At 64.7% G+C, this 15936-nt stretch carries 20 protein-coding genes; 10 read left to right on the top strand and 10 right to left on the bottom strand.

Going from position 1 to position 15936, the window contains the following annotated elements:
- Positions 1-29: 29 nt before the first annotated feature.
- The 4 genes from ASD86_RS10070 to ASD86_RS10055 form a co-directional block, all read right to left on the bottom strand.
- Entirely contained in the window at positions 30-224 is a 195-nt protein-coding gene (locus tag ASD86_RS10070; protein WP_056109974.1) for a hypothetical protein, read from the bottom strand.
- 173 nt (positions 225-397) lie between these two features.
- A complete protein-coding gene (locus ASD86_RS10065; RefSeq protein WP_056109972.1) occupies positions 398-1654 on the bottom strand; it encodes an MFS transporter in 1257 nt (418 codons plus the stop codon).
- A 43-nt stretch (positions 1655-1697) separates the two neighbouring features.
- Entirely contained in the window at positions 1698-2528 is an 831-nt protein-coding gene (locus ASD86_RS10060) for a siderophore-interacting protein (RefSeq protein ID WP_056109970.1), read from the bottom strand.
- An 83-nt stretch (positions 2529-2611) separates the two neighbouring features.
- Positions 2612-3331 carry a PadR family transcriptional regulator gene (locus ASD86_RS10055; protein ID WP_082578231.1) on the bottom strand — a complete coding sequence of 240 codons (720 nt, stop codon included), beginning with the start codon at positions 3329-3331 and terminating at the stop codon, positions 2612-2614.
- 314 nt (positions 3332-3645) lie between these two features.
- On the opposite strand from ASD86_RS10055, the gene ASD86_RS10050 reads away from it, so the two are divergent.
- The 3 genes from ASD86_RS10050 (at position 3646) to ASD86_RS10040 (ending at position 5628) form a co-directional block, all read left to right on the top strand.
- The gene (locus ASD86_RS10050; protein WP_056109968.1) at positions 3646-3909 is read left to right on the top strand and encodes a hypothetical protein; all 264 of its coding nucleotides are present in this window, start codon (positions 3646-3648) and stop codon (positions 3907-3909) included.
- A gap of 278 nt (positions 3910-4187) precedes the next feature.
- Entirely contained in the window at positions 4188-4592 is a 405-nt protein-coding gene (locus ASD86_RS10045; protein ID WP_056109965.1) for a hypothetical protein, read from the top strand.
- 415 nt (positions 4593-5007) lie between these two features.
- Positions 5008-5628, top strand: a complete 621-nt coding sequence (locus tag ASD86_RS10040; RefSeq protein WP_157476410.1) for a hypothetical protein — start codon at positions 5008-5010, stop codon at positions 5626-5628.
- Positions 5629-5783: 155 nt separating this feature from the next.
- Here the strand turns inward: ASD86_RS10040 and ASD86_RS25870 are convergent, their stop codons facing one another.
- The 3 genes from ASD86_RS25870 to ASD86_RS10030 form a co-directional block, all read right to left on the bottom strand.
- The gene (locus tag ASD86_RS25870; protein WP_082578296.1) at positions 5784-6392 is read right to left on the bottom strand and encodes a barstar family protein; all 609 of its coding nucleotides are present in this window, start codon (positions 6390-6392) and stop codon (positions 5784-5786) included.
- A 178-nt stretch (positions 6393-6570) separates the two neighbouring features.
- Entirely contained in the window at positions 6571-6747 is a 177-nt protein-coding gene (locus tag ASD86_RS26585; RefSeq protein ID WP_157476408.1) for a hypothetical protein, read from the bottom strand.
- A 182-nt stretch (positions 6748-6929) separates the two neighbouring features.
- Positions 6930-7547 carry a TetR/AcrR family transcriptional regulator gene (locus ASD86_RS10030; RefSeq protein ID WP_056109961.1) on the bottom strand — a complete coding sequence of 206 codons (618 nt, stop codon included), beginning with the start codon at positions 7545-7547 and terminating at the stop codon, positions 6930-6932.
- 85 nt (positions 7548-7632) lie between these two features.
- Here ASD86_RS10030 and ASD86_RS10025 point away from each other — a divergent pair, with 85 nt between their 5' ends.
- The 3 genes from ASD86_RS10025 (at position 7633) to ASD86_RS10015 (ending at position 9472) form a co-directional block, all read left to right on the top strand.
- A complete protein-coding gene (locus ASD86_RS10025) occupies positions 7633-8802 on the top strand; it encodes an MBL fold metallo-hydrolase (RefSeq protein ID WP_082578230.1) in 1170 nt (389 codons plus the stop codon).
- On the top strand, positions 8799-9047 hold the full coding sequence (locus ASD86_RS10020; protein ID WP_056109958.1) for a hypothetical protein: 249 nt from the start codon (positions 8799-8801) through the stop codon (positions 9045-9047). Before ASD86_RS10025 ends, ASD86_RS10020 begins: the two co-directional genes overlap by 4 nt.
- 143 nt (positions 9048-9190) lie before the next feature.
- Positions 9191-9472, top strand: a complete 282-nt coding sequence (locus tag ASD86_RS10015) for a hypothetical protein (RefSeq protein ID WP_148650654.1) — start codon at positions 9191-9193, stop codon at positions 9470-9472.
- A gap of 143 nt (positions 9473-9615) precedes the next feature.
- Here ASD86_RS10015 and ASD86_RS10010 read toward each other — a convergent pair whose 3' ends face one another.
- Positions 9616-10092 carry an SgcJ/EcaC family oxidoreductase gene (locus tag ASD86_RS10010; protein WP_082578229.1) on the bottom strand — a complete coding sequence of 159 codons (477 nt, stop codon included), beginning with the start codon at positions 10090-10092 and terminating at the stop codon, positions 9616-9618.
- Between the two features lie 619 nt (positions 10093-10711).
- Here ASD86_RS10010 and ASD86_RS10005 point away from each other — a divergent pair.
- From ASD86_RS10005 to ASD86_RS09995, 3 genes are all read left to right on the top strand, one after another.
- Positions 10712-11170: a hypothetical protein gene (locus tag ASD86_RS10005; protein WP_157476406.1), complete on the top strand. Its 459-nt coding sequence runs from the start codon at positions 10712-10714 to the stop codon at positions 11168-11170.
- On the top strand, positions 11167-11520 hold the full coding sequence (locus ASD86_RS10000) for a hypothetical protein (RefSeq protein WP_056109953.1): 354 nt from the start codon (positions 11167-11169) through the stop codon (positions 11518-11520). Before ASD86_RS10005 ends, ASD86_RS10000 begins: the two co-directional genes overlap by 4 nt.
- Positions 11521-11764: 244 nt before the next feature.
- Complete coding sequence (locus ASD86_RS09995; RefSeq protein WP_056109951.1) at positions 11765-12079, top strand: hypothetical protein; 315 nt, start codon at positions 11765-11767, stop codon at positions 12077-12079.
- 157 nt (positions 12080-12236) lie between these two features.
- On the opposite strand, the gene ASD86_RS09990 is transcribed toward ASD86_RS09995, so the two are convergent.
- Together ASD86_RS09990 and ASD86_RS09985 are read right to left on the bottom strand one after the other, a co-directional pair.
- The gene (locus ASD86_RS09990) at positions 12237-13244 is read right to left on the bottom strand and encodes a glycoside hydrolase family 16 protein (protein WP_082578228.1); all 1008 of its coding nucleotides are present in this window, start codon (positions 13242-13244) and stop codon (positions 12237-12239) included.
- A gap of 325 nt (positions 13245-13569) precedes the next feature.
- Positions 13570-14736 carry a M23 family metallopeptidase gene (locus tag ASD86_RS09985; RefSeq protein WP_162253647.1) on the bottom strand — a complete coding sequence of 389 codons (1167 nt, stop codon included), beginning with the start codon at positions 14734-14736 and terminating at the stop codon, positions 13570-13572.
- 414 nt (positions 14737-15150) lie between these two features.
- Here ASD86_RS09985 and ASD86_RS09980 point away from each other — a divergent pair, with 414 nt between their 5' ends.
- Complete coding sequence (locus tag ASD86_RS09980; protein WP_056109947.1) at positions 15151-15921, top strand: class I SAM-dependent methyltransferase; 771 nt, start codon at positions 15151-15153, stop codon at positions 15919-15921.
- Positions 15922-15936: the final 15 nt, after the last annotated feature.

The following is a 15936-nucleotide window of genomic DNA, read 5'->3' as shown; positions in this document are numbered from 1 at the left end:
CCGTTTGCTATCGAGGCCGAGGCCGCCGATTACCCGCAACTGTAGCGACGCAGGCAGCGGTCGAGTTGCGCCTTGCATGTCGTGCCGCCGACCTGCAGACATCCCGCGTAGGCCTTCCAGCAGCCGTCGCAGGGATCGGCGGCATGACTGGCGGTGCCGATCAATGCAAACCCGAACACGAACGCGGACGTCGCGGCGACGAAACGCTTGGACAATCGGATCATGGTGCTCTCCTGGCCGAAGATGCAGCCGCATCGGGCTGCCGCTCGCACGATTGCGCGCGCGCCGAAACTAATGCCGTTTCGGCGCGTCGACCCGGACGCGCGGCGGGAATCGCGGCAAGCCGCAGTCCGTGCACATGCAAAAGCATCCGGTCGGACAGCGCGCCTGACTTCCGTCAGGCCGCGCCGCTGCGCTGTTCGCCGCTCGCCGGTTCCGCGACCGGTTGTATATCCGCCGAGCTCACCCGCCCCACCCACAAGGCCGAGCACAGCGCCAGGCCCGCCGCGATCCAGCCGACCGCGCCATAACCGGCGATATGTCCGCTGGCGTCGGTGGTCAGCATCAGGCCGCCCAGCCATGCGCCCAGGCCCGTGCCCAGCGACATCACCGCGCTGTTCGCGCTGAGGTAAGCGCCGCGCTGCTCCGGTTGCGGCACCGTGGTCTGCAACGCCTGCAACGGCACCATGCGCCCGTTCATCGTCACCATGAAGAACGGGAAGAACAGCAGCATCGCGAGGAAGCCGACCGCCGGCAGATGGGTGATGAACAACACCGGCACCAGCGAAACCACCACCGCGACGCGATACACCAGCTGCTTGCCGTAACGGTCGGCCAGGCGCCCGATGTAGCGCGATGTGAAGAACGCCGCCACGCCGCCGGCCATGTACATCCACGACAATTGCGACGGTTCGATGCCGTGGTTGGAGACCAGCATCGGCGAGATGAAGGGAATCACCAGCATCTGCGAGGTGGTCAGCATCAGCGTCAGCGCGAACGCGTTGAGATGCCGCGGGTTCGCGAACAGCTTGAACAGGTTCGGAAATGCCCGGCTCAGCGGCACGCGTTCGCGCGACAGATGCTGGTCCAGCGGCGGCACGATCCGCGAACCGCCCACCCACACCAGCAGCGACAGCGCCACCAGCAGCCAGAACGGCGCCGACCAGTGGAAATGCGCGCCGAGCAGAACACCGACCGGAACGCCGATCACCGAGGCGATCGCGAACGAGGTCATGACCGTGCCGGTGGCGGCGCCGCGGCGTTGCGCCGGAATCACGTCGGCGATGATCGCCATGATGATGGAGCCGAGCACGCCGCCGCTGATGCCCGCGAACGCGCGCGAGGCCAGCAACAAGGCGTAACTGTCGGCCAGCGCGCAGGCCAGGTTGGACACGGCGAACAATGCGTACATCGCCAGCAGCAGCTTGCGCCGATCAAAACGATCGATGTAGGTGGCGGCGAGCAGGCCGGACAGGCCGCCGCAGATCGAATAGGCCGATACGGCGGCGGCGAATTGCGCCGGCGAGATATGCAGGGCGTGCATGATCTGCGGGCCCAGCGGCATCATCACCATGAAGTCCATGATGAGAGTGAACTGGGTCAGCATGAGCAGCCACAGCAGGCGTCGCTCGAGCGCTTGGGTAATCGAATACATGGGAGTCCTTGCGGTCGCTACGACCGCGGCTAGGGATTGAAACTCAGTCGTCCAGCGATTCGTGCACGCCCTGTGCGCCGCGCTTCCAGTAACCGGCCGCGTGCAGCCGCGACTTGTCGACGCCGCGCTCGGCCAGCAGATGCTGGCGCACCGCGCGGATCGCGCTCGATTCGCCCGCGGCCCAGACATAGCCTTCGCCGTCGCTCTCGCCTTGCGGCCAGCGCAGTTCGCGCACAGCGCGCAGCAACGGCGGATCGCCGTCCGGATCGGAACCATTGCGATAGCACCAATGCACGTCGAGCGTGGCGGCGGCGACGAAATCGATGCGCGCGCTCGGATCTTCCACTTCCACCACGACGATGGCGCGCGCCGTCGCCGGCAGCTCGCGCAGGCGCCGCGCGATCGCCGGCAAGGCGGTGTCGTCGCCGATCAGCACATGCCAGTCGAATCCGGCCGGTATCACCCGCGAGCCGCGCGGGCCACCGATGCCGAGGTAATGGCCGACCTGCGCCTGCCTGGCCCAGTCGCTAGCCGGGCCGGCGTCGTGCAGGGCGAACTCGAGTTCGAGTTCGCGCGCATCGGGATCGAAATGGCGCGGAGTGAAATCGCGTACGACGGGACGCGTCGTGCCATCGGCGAAAACGAAGCCATTCGGCCCGATGGTCGGCATGTTCGGTCGATCCTGACCGGGCTCGGGGAACAGCACCTTAACGTGATCGTCGAACGAAGCCGAAACGAAATCGGCCAGCGCCTCGCCGCCGAGGACGATGCGGCGCAGATGCGGCGTCACCGATTCGACCCGGGTCACGCGCAACAGCCGCACTTTTAACGGATGGCGGACGCGTATGACCGCCAGATCGTTGAGTTCTTGCATGGGAAGTCCTGTTTTACCATCTGCATCGTGGGGGATGCGTTGTTCGCGAATGCGGCGGTGGTTCGGCGTTGACTCGGAGCCGATCAGTCGCCGCGGTCTTCGATCTCATCGGCGGCGCGTCGCAGGATCGCGGCGATGCGGCGCTGTTCGTCGACGGACATTTCGTCGCGGCGATACAGCGCGGTCTTGATCGCGCGCCGCGCCTGGATCAGCTCCGGCAGCCAGCCGCCTTCGGACGGATCGGCCGGTTCTTCGCCGGCCAGCGCGCGCCGCACCGAATCCATCTTGCGGGCGATGTGGTTCAACTTGGCGAGCATCATGTCGACGCGTTCGCGGTTCGCGGCCAGATGCGCGCTGCCGAGCTCGGCCAGTTCGTAGCGCTTGCGGTTGCCCTCCAGCTCGACGGTCACGTAACCCAGCTCCTCCAGATAGGTCAGCGCCGGATACACCATGCCCGGGCTGGGGCTGTAGAAACCGTTCGAACGCGTGTCCAGCGCCTTGATCAATTCGTAGCCATGGCTCGGCTTGTCCTCGATCAGCGCCAGCAACAGCAGTTGCAGGTCGTCGGAACTGAACTTGCGGCCGCGCGAGAAGCCTTCGCTGTCGTCGAAGCCGCCGGGGAAACCTCCCGGGAAACCCGCGCCGCCCGGTCCGCCGGGATAGCCGCCGCCCCGGCGTCCGCCCCGACCGCCACGCGGATGACCGCCGGCGTGGGAGAACGGATGGCAGGAAAACAGCTCGAAGCGGGAAAAGTCGTCGTGGCCGAAGGCTCGGCCAGGGTCTTGGATGAAGGGACGGCGCATGATGCTCACTCAACATATCGTAAGATACGTCTTACGATATAGATCGTAAGATACAAAATCAAGTGTCGCTCCGCCGGCCCGCCAACGGTCTCGGCCGCCGGACAGGCTGGACTGCGCTACTGGGTCTTAAGCCCTCCGCCGGATCCGTTCCGGCCATTCGAGGGCGCCTGTTCGAGCCCTCTCAAGGCCGAGCAAAACAGGGGCCGACCTACGCCCTGCCCTCTTCTGTCCGATACCTTGGCGGAAACACCAAGCCTCGAATCCGAGAATCGGATTCGAGGCCGAAACCCATCTTCCGCTTCAGTGAGAAAACCATGACCCCGCAAGCCGAGCTGCTGAGTCCGCCGACCAACTACGCCGTCGTGCAATTGCCGGGAAGAAAGTATCCCGGCGTCGTCTTTCAAGGCGATTCGCTGCACATACTGAAAACACGGGCGGAACGGCTGGGACGATTGCTCGGCGCGATGGCGCTGGAGGAACTGGCGGACGAAATCGAATATCTGAGCGAGCAATTGTCCGAAGTGCAGCGTCACTACGAGCGAGTTTGCGCCGAGCGACATATCGCCTTGCCGTACTGACAACGCCGTGCGGTTCGTAGACGGCATGCGCCGCGTCGATGGCGCCTGTCGGATTCGAACGTCGACACTCCCAAGGTTGCAAAAATCGCCGGCACTCGCCGCGTTGCGGCAGCGACGCGTGCTTGCGACCTGCGATGGCCGCCACAGCGCCCGCGCGACGCAGCGCCCATCCCGCGAAGTCGGCATGCGCCGCGGGATCGGCGTGATTGTGACCGCCGCCGAGGCGTGCTGGAGTGCGCCGCATGCCTCCACTCCGGAGGTTTTCAAGGAGGAATACGATGAAGCTCGCGACTCTTGCGGCGATGGCCGCGACGATGCTGTCGATGGTGTGCGCGACGGCCGTGGCCGGCGAAAAGGTCGAGGTGCCGGTGACGCTGGAGATCAACGGACTGGGCCAGGTGACCCGCGCTTACGGCATGGCCGGCACGGCGCGCAACAGCGCCGATTCCCAGCAATTGATCGCGTGCTTCGTCAGCGCGACCACCGCCAGCGCGCAAGGCGGCTGCGAAGCGAGGAACGCGGCGGGCGTGTCCACCCTGTGCCTCACCTCCAACGCCAGCCTGCTGACGGCGGTGCAATCGGTGCGTACCGATTCCTACATCGACTTCTCGCGCAGCGCCGCCGGTCAGTGCACCGGGATCTACGTGACCAACGGCTCACCGAACGCGGTCAAACAGCCTTGAGCCGAGTGCCGGCGTCGCGTCCCGACGCCGGCTCGATCGAATGAAAGCCGCCGCCCGGAGCCCACGCCCCGTCGCAGCCATTTCACTTTTGTTTGAACTTCGCTGGTGAAGATGGAGGCATCTTGCTTGGTTGCTTGGTGAGGGCGGTCGATGCGTAGCCTGCCCATCCGGTGGGCTGTGGTATCGATGCCGATGCATTGGGTTATGAATCACGCTATCGTTCGACGCGGCCGCGGGTGAGTTTGTCTCACACCAGAGCATGCCGCGCGCTCGATCGGCTGCAAACGTCGTCTACCATCGGGGTAACTGATCCATGCACAAGTTGGCGGCGAGCCTGGCCTGCACGTTGGTGATCGCATGTACGATCGGCTCCGCCCACGCCATTAGCGAAGCGGAAGCCGCGCATGCGCGGGCGATGAACGACATCGCCGCGACGCCTCCGTGTTGCCACGGCGGCGACGACGACGAATGGCAGGGATACGAACCCAACTTCTCCGCCGCCGAGCTGGAGGAGATGCTTCGCCAGTCGCAGATCGAAGAGGCGGAAAGTCGGCGCCAGCACGAAGCGCGCATGGCGCGCGATCCGGAGTATCGATCGTTCTTCGATGGCTTCTGGAATTTCAGGCCGGCGCCGGAGAACGCACCGGGACAGCACTGCGCCGCGCGTTTTTATCGCGAGGGCAGCGGCATGATGATTCTCGGCCCCTCGCAGGAATCGCCATCGGCCTATCTGGCGCTGTACGGTCCGGGGGTTCCGGTGCCCAAGTCGGCCAGGAAAATAACCGTGCAGCTGTTCCAGACCGGAGAACAGCGCCAGACCGTCGAAGTATTCAACCTGCCGATGGCGGGCACCGGCGGAAACGGCATGTTGCTGATGGCGGTCGAGAACGCCGGCTTGTTGCTGGACGGGATGCTCGACAAGCATCGCTTCGAAGTGTTCGACCGCAAGCAGAAGAACGCGCTTTACATCCTCGAGTGGACCGGGGGCTTCGCCGCGCGCGATCAACTGCGCTCATGCATCAATGCGAAGCAGTAGCGCGCGCGTCGGATCGGCGCTCGCGCATCGGTTGCTTGCGACGCGCGACGGATCGTTCGACGGCGGCGCCGCCCGAAGCGCGCCGATCGTGTTGCGCGGAAGACCCGACGCACTCGCGGCATGCGCCGGGCCGGACGATCCGGCGCAATCCAGGATTACTCCGCGGGCAAAATGATGCCGCAAGCCGGACGGCAGTAGCTGTAGTCGGCCGTATAGCACGCCTCGGCCTCCCCTTCGGCGGCGAGCAACAGGCATTGCGCGATCGCGGCCCGCTTGCATTCGGTTACGCAATCCCTGGCGAACGCGGCGCTGGCGAAGCTCAGGCCGAACACGAAAGCGCACAGCGTCAACAGTCTGGTGGAACCGATCATGTCTCTCTCCTTAGAGGCTAAGAACCGGGCACATCGACGCTGGCGAACCGACTCGCGACCCGCGGTCGCCGATCCTTTCAGCGCGTGTCTATCGTGATACGGCATCGGCGAGCACGGGCGGCCTTGGCTCCGCGATTTATTTCTCCGATTTGTGATTCGAATCCGGATACCGCCAGGCCCATGGGACGAATGGGCGGCGCGCGCCGTCGCATGCACCGCGGTCATTCCGGCGTCGGGATCGTCCAGGCTGGTGAGGCAGTCGATCCAGGCATTCATGTTGCGCCCGTAGAAGTCCGGAAATCCGAACGCGGAGGCGAATACCGCGTGGAACGAGTCCGCGTCGGTGATTTCGTAGGCATTGATCGTTACCGTTACCGCGCTGTCCGATGCCATCGAATTCGTATCCCAGTGGGTCGGAGCATCAGGCCGGCTGGAGTAATCTTTCGCTATCGCGACAATTACGCGAAAGTGTTCCATGGCGGTAGCAGGGTCGACCAAACGCGATGCGTCCCCGCAACAACATTGACTTCATCCGTCACCAACCGTCGCGCGGCTCGGCTTAACCCACAGGTCAGCCATCAAAGATGAAATCTCTTCGCCACCACCGACGCTCGCTGTTGATCTGTGTGGCCTTGCTGTCCGCATGCGCATTTCCCGTCAGGGAAAAAGTGACTCGCCCGAGCGCCTCGGAACAAGAGATCGCACAGAACTGCGAATTGGCAAAAGAGCGGCAGAACCAGTTGGCCATCGATCACTGGTGCCGAGAGTCGAAGTAAGCAAACCGATCCGACGGCCGGGCAACGTGCTCATGCCGAAGCCGCGTCGCGGCTCGATGGTCGCTGATGCTTCGGCCCGGAGCGTAATCGCCGGTCAGGAACGTCGTGCCGCTCGCACCACGACGGGCTGCGCTGCGCCATCGACGAGCACCCACTACGCCGACGTGAAGTAGCCCAGAAACATGTCGGTGACGGTCTGCGCTACCTCATCGCGCCGCGCCTGCGTCAGCATCGGCTGGCCCAGGGCGATCTGCGGCCAGAACGCGAAGCCCTTGATCATGCCCTGCAGCAGCATCGAGGCGAACAGCGGGTCTTGCGTCTTCAAGCGGCCATCCGCGGCTGCCGCGCGGATCCACACGGTCAGACCTTCTTCCTTGTCGCCAATGCGCGTGAACATTTCCTGCGCGCGTTCGGGCGATGGAATGACCGCGGCGATGGCCACCCGCACCAGGTCGATGAAATCCTCGTCGTGCAGCAACTGCAGCTTTTGCTGCACCAGTTCGAACAACTGCGGGCGCAACGGCCGATCGGGCCGGTAGGCCAGTTCCGGCGACGCCCCGCCGCGCTGCATCAACTGCTGGAGGATGTGCCCGAACAGCACTTCCTTGCTCGGGAAGTGGTTGTAGACGGTGCGCTTGGACACACCGGCGCTGGCCGCGACGCGGTCCATGCTGGTGGCGTCGTAGCCGGCCTGGCGGAACTCGGCCGCGGCCGCCTCGAGGATGGCGGCGCGCTTGCGGTCGGTCAGGCGGGCGGGGGCTGGAGCGGTCATGGCGACAGGTTACACCGCCGGGTTTACTTTTTCAAAAAGTACACTACACTGGGTAGTGTAACTATTCAGACAGCCGGCCCGGCCCATGCCTCGACTTTCCCGCCTCCGCCGACTCAGCCTGCTAACCGGAGCCCTGATCGTGAGTACCTGCCTGTTTTCCGCCGCCAAGACCAACCTGCCGCTGAGCGACCGCGCGAACTCGCCGCAGTTCAGCGACGGCCGCTTCCGCAACCAGGACCCGCGCCCGGCCACGGGCGTGCGCAAGACGTTCCGGATCATCGGCGACATGCTGTGGAACAAGCCCGCCGACGCCGTGCCGGCCACCGTGCCGACGGTGCTGGCGCTGACCCCGCAACAGCTGGCGCAGGCACCGGACCACAGCCTGTTCCGGCTGGGGCACTCGACCCTGCTGATCAAGCTGCGCGGCGGTTGGTGGATCACCGACCCGGTGTTCGCCGAGCGCGCCTCGCCGGTGCAGTGGATCGGGCCCAAGCGTTTCCACGCGCCGCCGATCGCGCTCGCCGACCTGCCGCCGTTGCGCGGGGTGATCCTGTCGCACGATCACTTCGACCATCTCGACTACGACACCGTGCGCCAGCTCGCGAACACGGCCGGCGTGTTTCTCACCCCGCTGGGCGTCGGCGACCGGCTGATCGCCTGGGGCGTCGACCCGGCCAAGGTACGCCAGTTCGATTGGTGGGAAGGCACCAGCATCGACGGCGTGCGCTTCGTCGCCACGCCGGCGCAGCACTTCTCCGGCCGCGGCCTGTTCGACAGCGACAAGACCCTGTGGGCGTCGTGGACGATCATCGACGAAGCGCAAGGCGAGCCATCGCTGCGATTGTTCTTCAGCGGCGACACCGGCTACTTCGACGGCTTCAAGGAAATCGGACGCCGCTTCGGCCCGTTCGACGTGACGATGCTGGAGACCGGCGCGTACAACGCCAACTGGCCGCACGTGCACATGCAACCCGAGCAGACCGTGCAGGCGCATATCGATCTTCGCGGCCGCTGGTTGCTGCCGATCCACAACGGCACTTTCGACCTGGCGATGCATCCGTGGACCGAGCCGTTCGAGCGCGTGTCCGCGCTCGCGACCGAACGCGAGGTCGCGCTGACCACGCCGCGCATGGGCGAGCGCATCGACCTGCATGCGCCGCAGGCGACCACGCCGTGGTGGCGCGAAGTCGACGAATCCGAATCCAGACCCGCGACCGCGTCCGCGGCCGCATTGACCCAGGCGAGCGTGCGATGAAACTGAGACTGCAGAACGTACTGGACCGCGATGCCATGCGCGAGATCACCGCGGCGGTGCTGCGCGCCGACCTGGGCAGCCGGATCAACTTCGAGCGCGATCTCGAACACGATGCGCCGATCGTGCGGGTCGAGAACTGGCTGACGGTGGCCGAAACGGTCGAGGCGATCACCCGTTACGGTTACACCGTCGCCGCGATCGTAGATGCGTCCAACGAGGTGCCGCGATCGGTTTCGACGCGCTAGGGCGCGGACGTTGACAATCAGAACGTCATCGCCCGCTGATGACCACGAACGTTGACGCGGGTCGCGTTTTGTCATCCGCGCTCAACGCAGGCTTCATCGTCGGTCGGCATTGTGCGGATACGACCCAAGGCATGGAGCATGCGATGAAGATGAGCAAGCGTTACCTTTCCGTGGCAGCGTTCGCGCTGCTGACCGCGTTCAGCGCCGCGGCCGTGGCGGATCAATATCACTACCAAGTGATCGGCGAGGGCTACGGACACACCCGCGATCAGGCCTACGAGGCCGCATCGTATTACGCCAGCAACCGATGCTATTTGAACTGGGGCCGTTCCACCCAGGAGCAGACGATCCTGGTCGAGGAGTTTCAGCCCGCCACCGGCTACTGGTACGTCAAGCTGAGCGAAGGCTGCATTTCGGAGGACTGAGCCGAGGCCTCGCGGCGATCGAGCCGCTTTCGCGGCGGCTCGACCCGCACGCCCATCGCGCCCGCGGTTTACGAATCACGAGCCGCGACCATCGTCCATGCATTGCGCATGCCCGCGCGCGACGGGCACGCCGCCGGCCTCGATCAGGGATTGGCGATCGGCGTGGTCGTATCCGCGCTCAACCGCCATTGACCGCGCACCCGTGCCCAGTTGGCGACGTCGATCGCGTGCAGGGTGATGCCCGCGGACGGAATCGTGAACTCGATGCGATCGACGACCACGGCGCTGGAGCATTGACTGATCGTCTGCGCCAGCAGGGTGCGCTTGAAAATGTATTCGTTGGCCATCACCGCGCGATAGAACGCCGTGATCGCCGGCTTGCCGTTGAGCACCTGGCCCAGGCTGTTGACCTGGACCGCATCCTCGGCGAAGCCGGCCATGAAACGATTGAGATCACGCCGGGCGAAAGCGTCGCCGAGCGCCTCGGAGGTGCGTTCGAACTCGCGTTCGCAATGACGGTGCTGTGCCGCCATCGGATCCTGCGCCGCCGCCGCGAGCGGGATCAATCCGGACAACGCCAGCGCCATGCACGCGGCAACCGTGGAAATTCGCGTCTTCATGTTCGGTCCTTGTTGGAAGATCGGAAGCCGAACGTTATCGAACCCGGTCGCCGGGTGATGTACCAAGGTCGCGAAAAGAACTGTCCGAATCGATCAATGCGGTTGGCGAGCGATGGCATCGAGATCGGTCGCGGCGAAGTCGCGATGCGTGCTTGATCCGTGCTCGATCCGATGCACGGGATGCACGACGATCCGCGATGCTTTGCGCGCCGCACCGCGCGCACGCGAACGCCTTGTCGAGCCACCCGCTGGATAGTCGCGAACCGAGGCATCCGCCGGTGAGCGCGGCATCAATGAAAATACTGGCCGATTCCGTCCGCTCGGTGTCGCGCTCGGGCATGTAGGGGAGTTACCTGTGCCGCGCGCGATGAGGCGCTGCCGTCGTCAGCGGCGCGGTCGCCGACGGCAACGCGCCGAACCTGCTGCGTCTCCTCGCGCGCTACTGATCGACCGCCGGCCTGCGTCGGTTGCCGGTGTTTCCGATCGCCTGCGCCGTCGCGCCTGTACGAATCGGCGATTCGGCCATAATCTGCGGCAACGGCGCCGACGGTCGGCGCCCGCCGCGTCATCGAGTCGGGTCACCGCGACCATCGAGTCTTCAAGTCGAAAGGATTTCAGTTTGAACGATCGTTCTACGCACCTCACACGGATCGTGGCGCTTTGGCTCGGCTTCATGGCGTGCATCGGCCCGGCCCAGGCGCAATTCGGCGCGACCGGCACCAGCGATCTGCCGATGTGGTTCGTGCTCGGCCCCTGGTTCGTCCTGCTGGTGCTGTTGCCGATCGCATGGTGGTTGCGCCCCGCCTGGCGACCGCGGCTTTGCAAAGCAGTGCGTCGCGGCGTGATCGCCTACCTGCTGATCGAGTTCGTGCCGGTCGTGACGTGCATGTTCGTGATCGCCCTGTTCGACGTGGGAAGAAACGCCGGCCTGATGTTCTGGGCGATGTCGCTGATGGGGGTGATCTTTTCCGGGCTGGTGCTGCTGACGTTCATAACGGTGGCGCTTATGCTGGACTGGCTCGTTTCGTTATTTCGAAGAACCAAAGCCGTGCACCCACCCGGCGAGTCCGCGCCATGAGCCCCGAAACGCCGAACGCATCGACCGCGCCGCCCGTGGATGCGAAGCTCGCGGGCCGTCATCGCAGCGCGCGCATCTGCGCCATCGCCTGCCTGGTGCTGGTGCTACTGCTGGCGGTCGCCTCGGTCGTCTTCATCAGCACCGATCGCTTCGGTTGTTGGGGCGGCGCTTATCTGTTCCTGGCCAGCGTTTTGATCCTGGGCGTTCCGATCCTGATCCTGCTGGCGGCGACGGCCTGGCTCAGGGCGTATGAGCTGCTGTGGCTGGCCGCCGCGATCGGGCTGACCTATTTCGCCGTCGAAGTGATCACGAGCGTGCTGCCGCCCGTGCTTTGCAGCGGCTCGGGCTGACGTCGTCGAGCGTCGCGTATGCGATGCCGCGATCGCGGGGATCAGTCGACTCAGCGCGCCTCTAATACGATCGTGTGATCGCGGTCGAACATTCCACTCGAGCTCAGCCGGTGGGTATGCAAGGCTTCTCAGGATTCGGCGTAGGCCGACTGTTCCGTGGGCATGCCGTCGCCTTCGGAGAAATCCACCAAGTGATAATCTCGCCGAGCCGAATGACTCGGCGCAATCCATGGGAAGGATCGTCATGCTCAAGTCTTACTTGCTGACACCACTATTGCTCGGATCGATCACCGTCGTCGCCTCGCTGCTGCCTGTTTCCAGTGCGCATGCGGCTTGCAGCGATTGCGATTGGATCTATGTGCGCTGCATGAACCGCGCGGACACACCCGAAAAGGTGCAATTCTGCGAGGAAAGCCTCGTCAGCTGCCAACAGGAATTCTGCCCGGTTCCACCGATCGCCTCGATCGTTCCGCTTCAACCCGCGACCGCTACGCCGACCTCCCAGCCGACCGAGATCGATTCATCGCGCGACGCGCAACCTGGGCGCGCCGCACCATAAGCCTTGCTTGCTTGTGAACTCCGACGGCGGCCGTCACATTCGGCCGCCGTCGGCACCCTGTAGTGGCGGGCAAGGCCGCGCGCGCATGACCACCCTTCGCCGTGCGCGAGCCAGCCGCGACTGGCTGCGCGCTACCGATATCAGCGAGCAGCGGCGCTCAAAGCCCGCAGGGCGACGGCAATACCGGATTCTGTTCCTTCACGTTGTCGACGTGCGCCACTTTCTTGCCGCGCAGATCGGCGACCTGCGCTTCCACCTCGGCGGTGGCCAGCGCCACGCCTTCCTGGAAGAACACCCAGTCGATGTCTTCCTGATACTCACGCATCTCGGGGGAATCCACGGGCCCCTGCGAACCGTCCGCGCCCTTGGGCATGAACCACAGGTTGAAGTTGATCGACATGAAGTCTTCCGGATACACCGCGCTGGTGTGCTCGGAGAACAACTTACCGTCGACGTAATAGATCAACCTCTTGTCGGTGACGGTCAGCAGCAGGGTATGCCAGCCGGCGTAGCTGCCTTCCTTGCGTGAGAACTCATTGACCTTGGTCCACGGCTCCAGTTGGAAGGTGTCCCAACTGGTGGTCCACATCGCCGGCTTCGCGTTTTCGCCCCAGCCGCCGTTCGGCAGGTATTCGAAATCGGTCTCGCTGTAGTTCTTGTCCATCGGCGCCTTGAGCGGACTGATGGCGTAGAACGTCTGGATGACCTCATCGCCGTCGGGCCCCGAGTTCGGCTCGTCGCGGAAAAAAATCCGCGCGGCGTAGGTGCCTTCGCGGTATTTGCGCGCATGGCAGAACTGGGTCTGACGGGTCTTCTCGCCGGTGCCGTTGGTGACCGAGGTCATCCTGACCGCGCCGGCCTGGGTATCGGGAATGTCGGAATGAAACGACAACCCTTCCGCCGACCAGGTCGCGCCCTTGATGCCGGGATGACCGGTCTGCGTTCTCGCCTTCCAGCCGTTGGCTTGAAACGCGGCGATATCGCGATAGCTGAAGTCGTCGAAAAACACCGGCGCCGTCGTTGCGGCGGCCGGAGCCGGCTGCGCCGCTTCGGTTTCCGCGGGCTTGGCGGCCTGCCCGGTGGCCGAGCCGGTTTTCGAATCGCAACCGGCGCAGATCACCGATGCGGCCAGAATGCTGGCGAGAAGAACGCGATGCTGCCCCATGAGCTTGTCCCTTGTGCGTGGCCGAGCCTGCGCCGTCGATTGCAGGCGCTGAATCTCTCGCACAATAGACAACGTTGTCAAATGGGTCGGCCGGGATGGCCCGCTGGCGATCACGCCCGCGCGTCCATCCACCTTGATCGCGGTCATGGCCACGCGTACGGAGCCGCTGGAAATCAGCCGCCGCACGCTTGCCTGATGCGTCGACCGACTGGCCGAGTCGAACATCGCCCTGATCGCATTGTCCGCAAGACATTCCTGCAACACAGCACCGGCGAACACCCCAGTGGTCGCCGGTGCTGTGAGCTCACCGAGCAGTCGCCCCGGCTTACGGCGAGACGGTGAAGTTCTTGCTGTACGTCTGGCCGTTGTAGGCGACTTCGAAGCGCCAGGTGCCCGACGGGCCGGTGGGCGCGAAGCTGCTCCAGTTCCAATACCACCACGAGGATGAGTAGTGCGCGGCGGGACTGTTGTGGGTCCACGACGCGAACACCGTTCCGTTCGGCCGCAGGATGCGGTACTGGCTTTGCTGACTGTTGAGCTGGTCGCGGTAGAAGGTGCTGAAGTTTGCCGGTTGGCCGTAGTGGATCGACGTATTTTCGTTGGGGCTTTCCGCATTCGGACAGGTCGAGAACGCCGGCGGCGTGGTGCCCACGATCAGCTTGTTGATCGCCGAATCGTAATAGGCGCGTTGCGACGCCCACGCCGTCTGCAGGTTCAGGCCATTGCAGGAACCGGCATAGGGATCGATGAGGTTGCTGTTGGCGTCGTACACCTCGAAGTGCAGATGCGGCTCGGTCGAACTGCCGGAGCTGCCGACGATGCCGAGGAATTCGCCCTGCGCCACGCTCGCGCCGATGCCCTTGGCGGTGAGCGAACCGTTCTTCATGTGCCCGTACCAGGCGACCGAGCCGTCGCTGTGCTGCACGTAGATCGCGTTCCAGTTGTTGCTGTTCATCGAGCAACTGCGATCGAAATTGCCGTCCGAGCGCGCGACGATGGTGCCGGCTGCCGCGGCGATCACTTTCACTTGGTTGTTGTCCATCTTGTACCAGGAGAACGGCCACAGGTAGTAATCGGTGCCGCGATGCCCGTTGTAACTGCGCGCGCCGCAGTTGTAGTCCAGCACCTGGCTGTTGGAGGCCTGGTCGACGAAGTTGGAAATCGCGTGATAGCCCGGGTCGGCCAGGCCGTTGCCGGCGAGCGGCCAGGCGAACGTCACGCCGAGCAATTTCGATGATCCTTGCAATGCGGTCGCAAGCCCCAGCTTGCGCGCGTTGCGTCGTATCTCGTTCCAGACCTGCTGGCGCAGCGCTGGCGACAGATGTTCGCCGGCTTGGGCTGTGGTGTTCTCGGCGCTGACGTACTCGCCGCCGCCGCTTGCGTCGGCGACGACGCCTTGCGCGTTGCCGCCTCGCGTCTCGTCCGCCGCCGCGCAAAGCGGCAGCAACACGGCGCTCGATGCCATGGCCAGGACGAGAGCGGATCGGACCATGCGGGAAATCGATTCATTCGACATATGCGTTCCTTCGATGATGGTTGCGCGCCGAGCGTGCAAGCGGCCGATGGGCCGGCGCGAGGTCCTCACTTCCCTGATTCGGAGGCCGTGGCACGCCCCCTGTATACGCTCAAACCGCCGCGGCACTGTGCGCACCAGCACAGCCTCGCGGCTCGCCGACGGGCGGCGGATGGAATGAGACCGCCATCGAACAAAGGTTTCAGCTGACTGCGCGCCCGCGTGCTTCGCGGGTTTGTTTTCATCGGCCTTGGGACGCCGTAGTCTTGGTCGCAGACACGAGCGTCGGCCGCTTGCCGCTCGAGGCAGCTCGAAGCCGTGCGTCATCGAGCTGAGGCGATTCGCTCCATTCGCTTCCGCGTCAGAGCGGAAGCAAGACCCAGGACCCTGCGAATGCTCGACTACGATCTCGAACTGCAACAGCACAACCTCGCGCTGCGGCGTGCATATGCGATCAATGCCACCGATCAGGTGCTCGATATCGGCTGCGGGACCGGGCAGACCACGCGTGAGGCGGCGCAATTCGCGAGCGCCGGATCGGTGTTCGGGATCGACCATTCCAACGAGATGATCGAGCGCGCGAAGCGGCTCACTCGCGAGGCCAAACTCGACAACGTCGAATACGTCTGCGCGGATGCCGGGCGATATGAGCCACCGCGCGAGCGCTTCGACGTGGCGATCAGCAGATTCGGCACGATGTTCTTCGCCGATCCGGTCGCCGCCTTCGTCAACCTGCGAAACGCGCTGCGTCCGGACGGGCGCCTGCTGATGATGGTGTGGCAAAGCCGCGATCGTAACGAGTGGGCCACATCGATAGAACACGCGCTTACGCCCGACGACACCGCAGCCATCGACGCCCTCGCCGTTCCGCCTGCCTTCTCTCTGGGCGACCAGAACGTCGTCAGTCGCCTCCTCGACAGCACCGGCTTCACCGCGCCGGCGTTTGAAGAAGTACATGCGCCGGTGTTCTACGGACGCGACGTCGAGGCCGCGTTCGACTTCGTCTCCGGGTTCTCCACCGTCAGCGGCAGGCTCGCACGCCTCGATGCCCAGGAACGTGCGAACGCGGTGGCTCGTCTGCGCTACCTGTTGGTCGAACACCAACGCAACGACGGCGTGTGGTTCGACTCGCGCGCATGGATCGTGACTGCGCATCGCAGGTAGCGAATCGCGCCTCGG

Source organism: Lysobacter sp. Root690 (assembly GCF_001427785.1).
Taxonomy (GTDB): domain Bacteria; phylum Pseudomonadota; class Gammaproteobacteria; order Xanthomonadales; family Xanthomonadaceae; genus Lysobacter.
This window is presented reverse-complemented; position numbering and strand designations above follow the sequence as displayed.

Excerpts from the sequence above, each read along its gene's own strand:
- ASD86_RS10070 (WP_056109974.1), bottom strand. The coding sequence starts at position 224 with ATGATCCGATTGTCCAAGCGTTTCGTCGCCGCGACGTCCGCGTTCGTG.
- ASD86_RS10065 (WP_056109972.1), bottom strand. The coding sequence starts at position 1,654 with ATGTATTCGATTACCCAAGCGCTCGAGCGACGCCTGCTGTGGCTGCTC.
- ASD86_RS10060 (WP_056109970.1), bottom strand. The coding sequence starts at position 2,528 with ATGCAAGAACTCAACGATCTGGCGGTCATACGCGTCCGCCATCCGTTA.
- ASD86_RS10055 (WP_082578231.1), bottom strand. The coding sequence starts at position 3,331 with ATGCGCCGTCCCTTCATCCAAGACCCTGGCCGAGCCTTCGGCCACGAC.
- ASD86_RS10050 (WP_056109968.1), top strand. The coding sequence starts at position 3,646 with ATGACCCCGCAAGCCGAGCTGCTGAGTCCGCCGACCAACTACGCCGTC.
- ASD86_RS10045 (WP_056109965.1), top strand. The coding sequence starts at position 4,188 with ATGAAGCTCGCGACTCTTGCGGCGATGGCCGCGACGATGCTGTCGATG.
- ASD86_RS10040 (WP_157476410.1), top strand. The coding sequence starts at position 5,008 with ATGAACGACATCGCCGCGACGCCTCCGTGTTGCCACGGCGGCGACGAC.
- ASD86_RS25870 (WP_082578296.1), bottom strand. The coding sequence starts at position 6,392 with ATGGCATCGGACAGCGCGGTAACGGTAACGATCAATGCCTACGAAATC.
- ASD86_RS26585 (WP_157476408.1), bottom strand. The coding sequence starts at position 6,747 with ATGGCCAACTGGTTCTGCCGCTCTTTTGCCAATTCGCAGTTCTGTGCG.
- ASD86_RS10030 (WP_056109961.1), bottom strand. The coding sequence starts at position 7,547 with ATGACCGCTCCAGCCCCCGCCCGCCTGACCGACCGCAAGCGCGCCGCC.
- ASD86_RS10025 (WP_082578230.1), top strand. The coding sequence starts at position 7,633 with ATGCCTCGACTTTCCCGCCTCCGCCGACTCAGCCTGCTAACCGGAGCC.
- ASD86_RS10020 (WP_056109958.1), top strand. The coding sequence starts at position 8,799 with ATGAAACTGAGACTGCAGAACGTACTGGACCGCGATGCCATGCGCGAG.
- ASD86_RS10015 (WP_148650654.1), top strand. The coding sequence starts at position 9,191 with ATGAAGATGAGCAAGCGTTACCTTTCCGTGGCAGCGTTCGCGCTGCTG.
- ASD86_RS10010 (WP_082578229.1), bottom strand. The coding sequence starts at position 10,092 with ATGAAGACGCGAATTTCCACGGTTGCCGCGTGCATGGCGCTGGCGTTG.
- ASD86_RS10000 (WP_056109953.1), top strand. The coding sequence starts at position 11,167 with ATGAGCCCCGAAACGCCGAACGCATCGACCGCGCCGCCCGTGGATGCG.
- ASD86_RS09995 (WP_056109951.1), top strand. The coding sequence starts at position 11,765 with ATGCTCAAGTCTTACTTGCTGACACCACTATTGCTCGGATCGATCACC.
- ASD86_RS09990 (WP_082578228.1), bottom strand. The coding sequence starts at position 13,244 with ATGGGGCAGCATCGCGTTCTTCTCGCCAGCATTCTGGCCGCATCGGTG.
- ASD86_RS09985 (WP_162253647.1), bottom strand. The coding sequence starts at position 14,736 with ATGGTCCGATCCGCTCTCGTCCTGGCCATGGCATCGAGCGCCGTGTTG.
- ASD86_RS09980 (WP_056109947.1), top strand. The coding sequence starts at position 15,151 with ATGCTCGACTACGATCTCGAACTGCAACAGCACAACCTCGCGCTGCGG.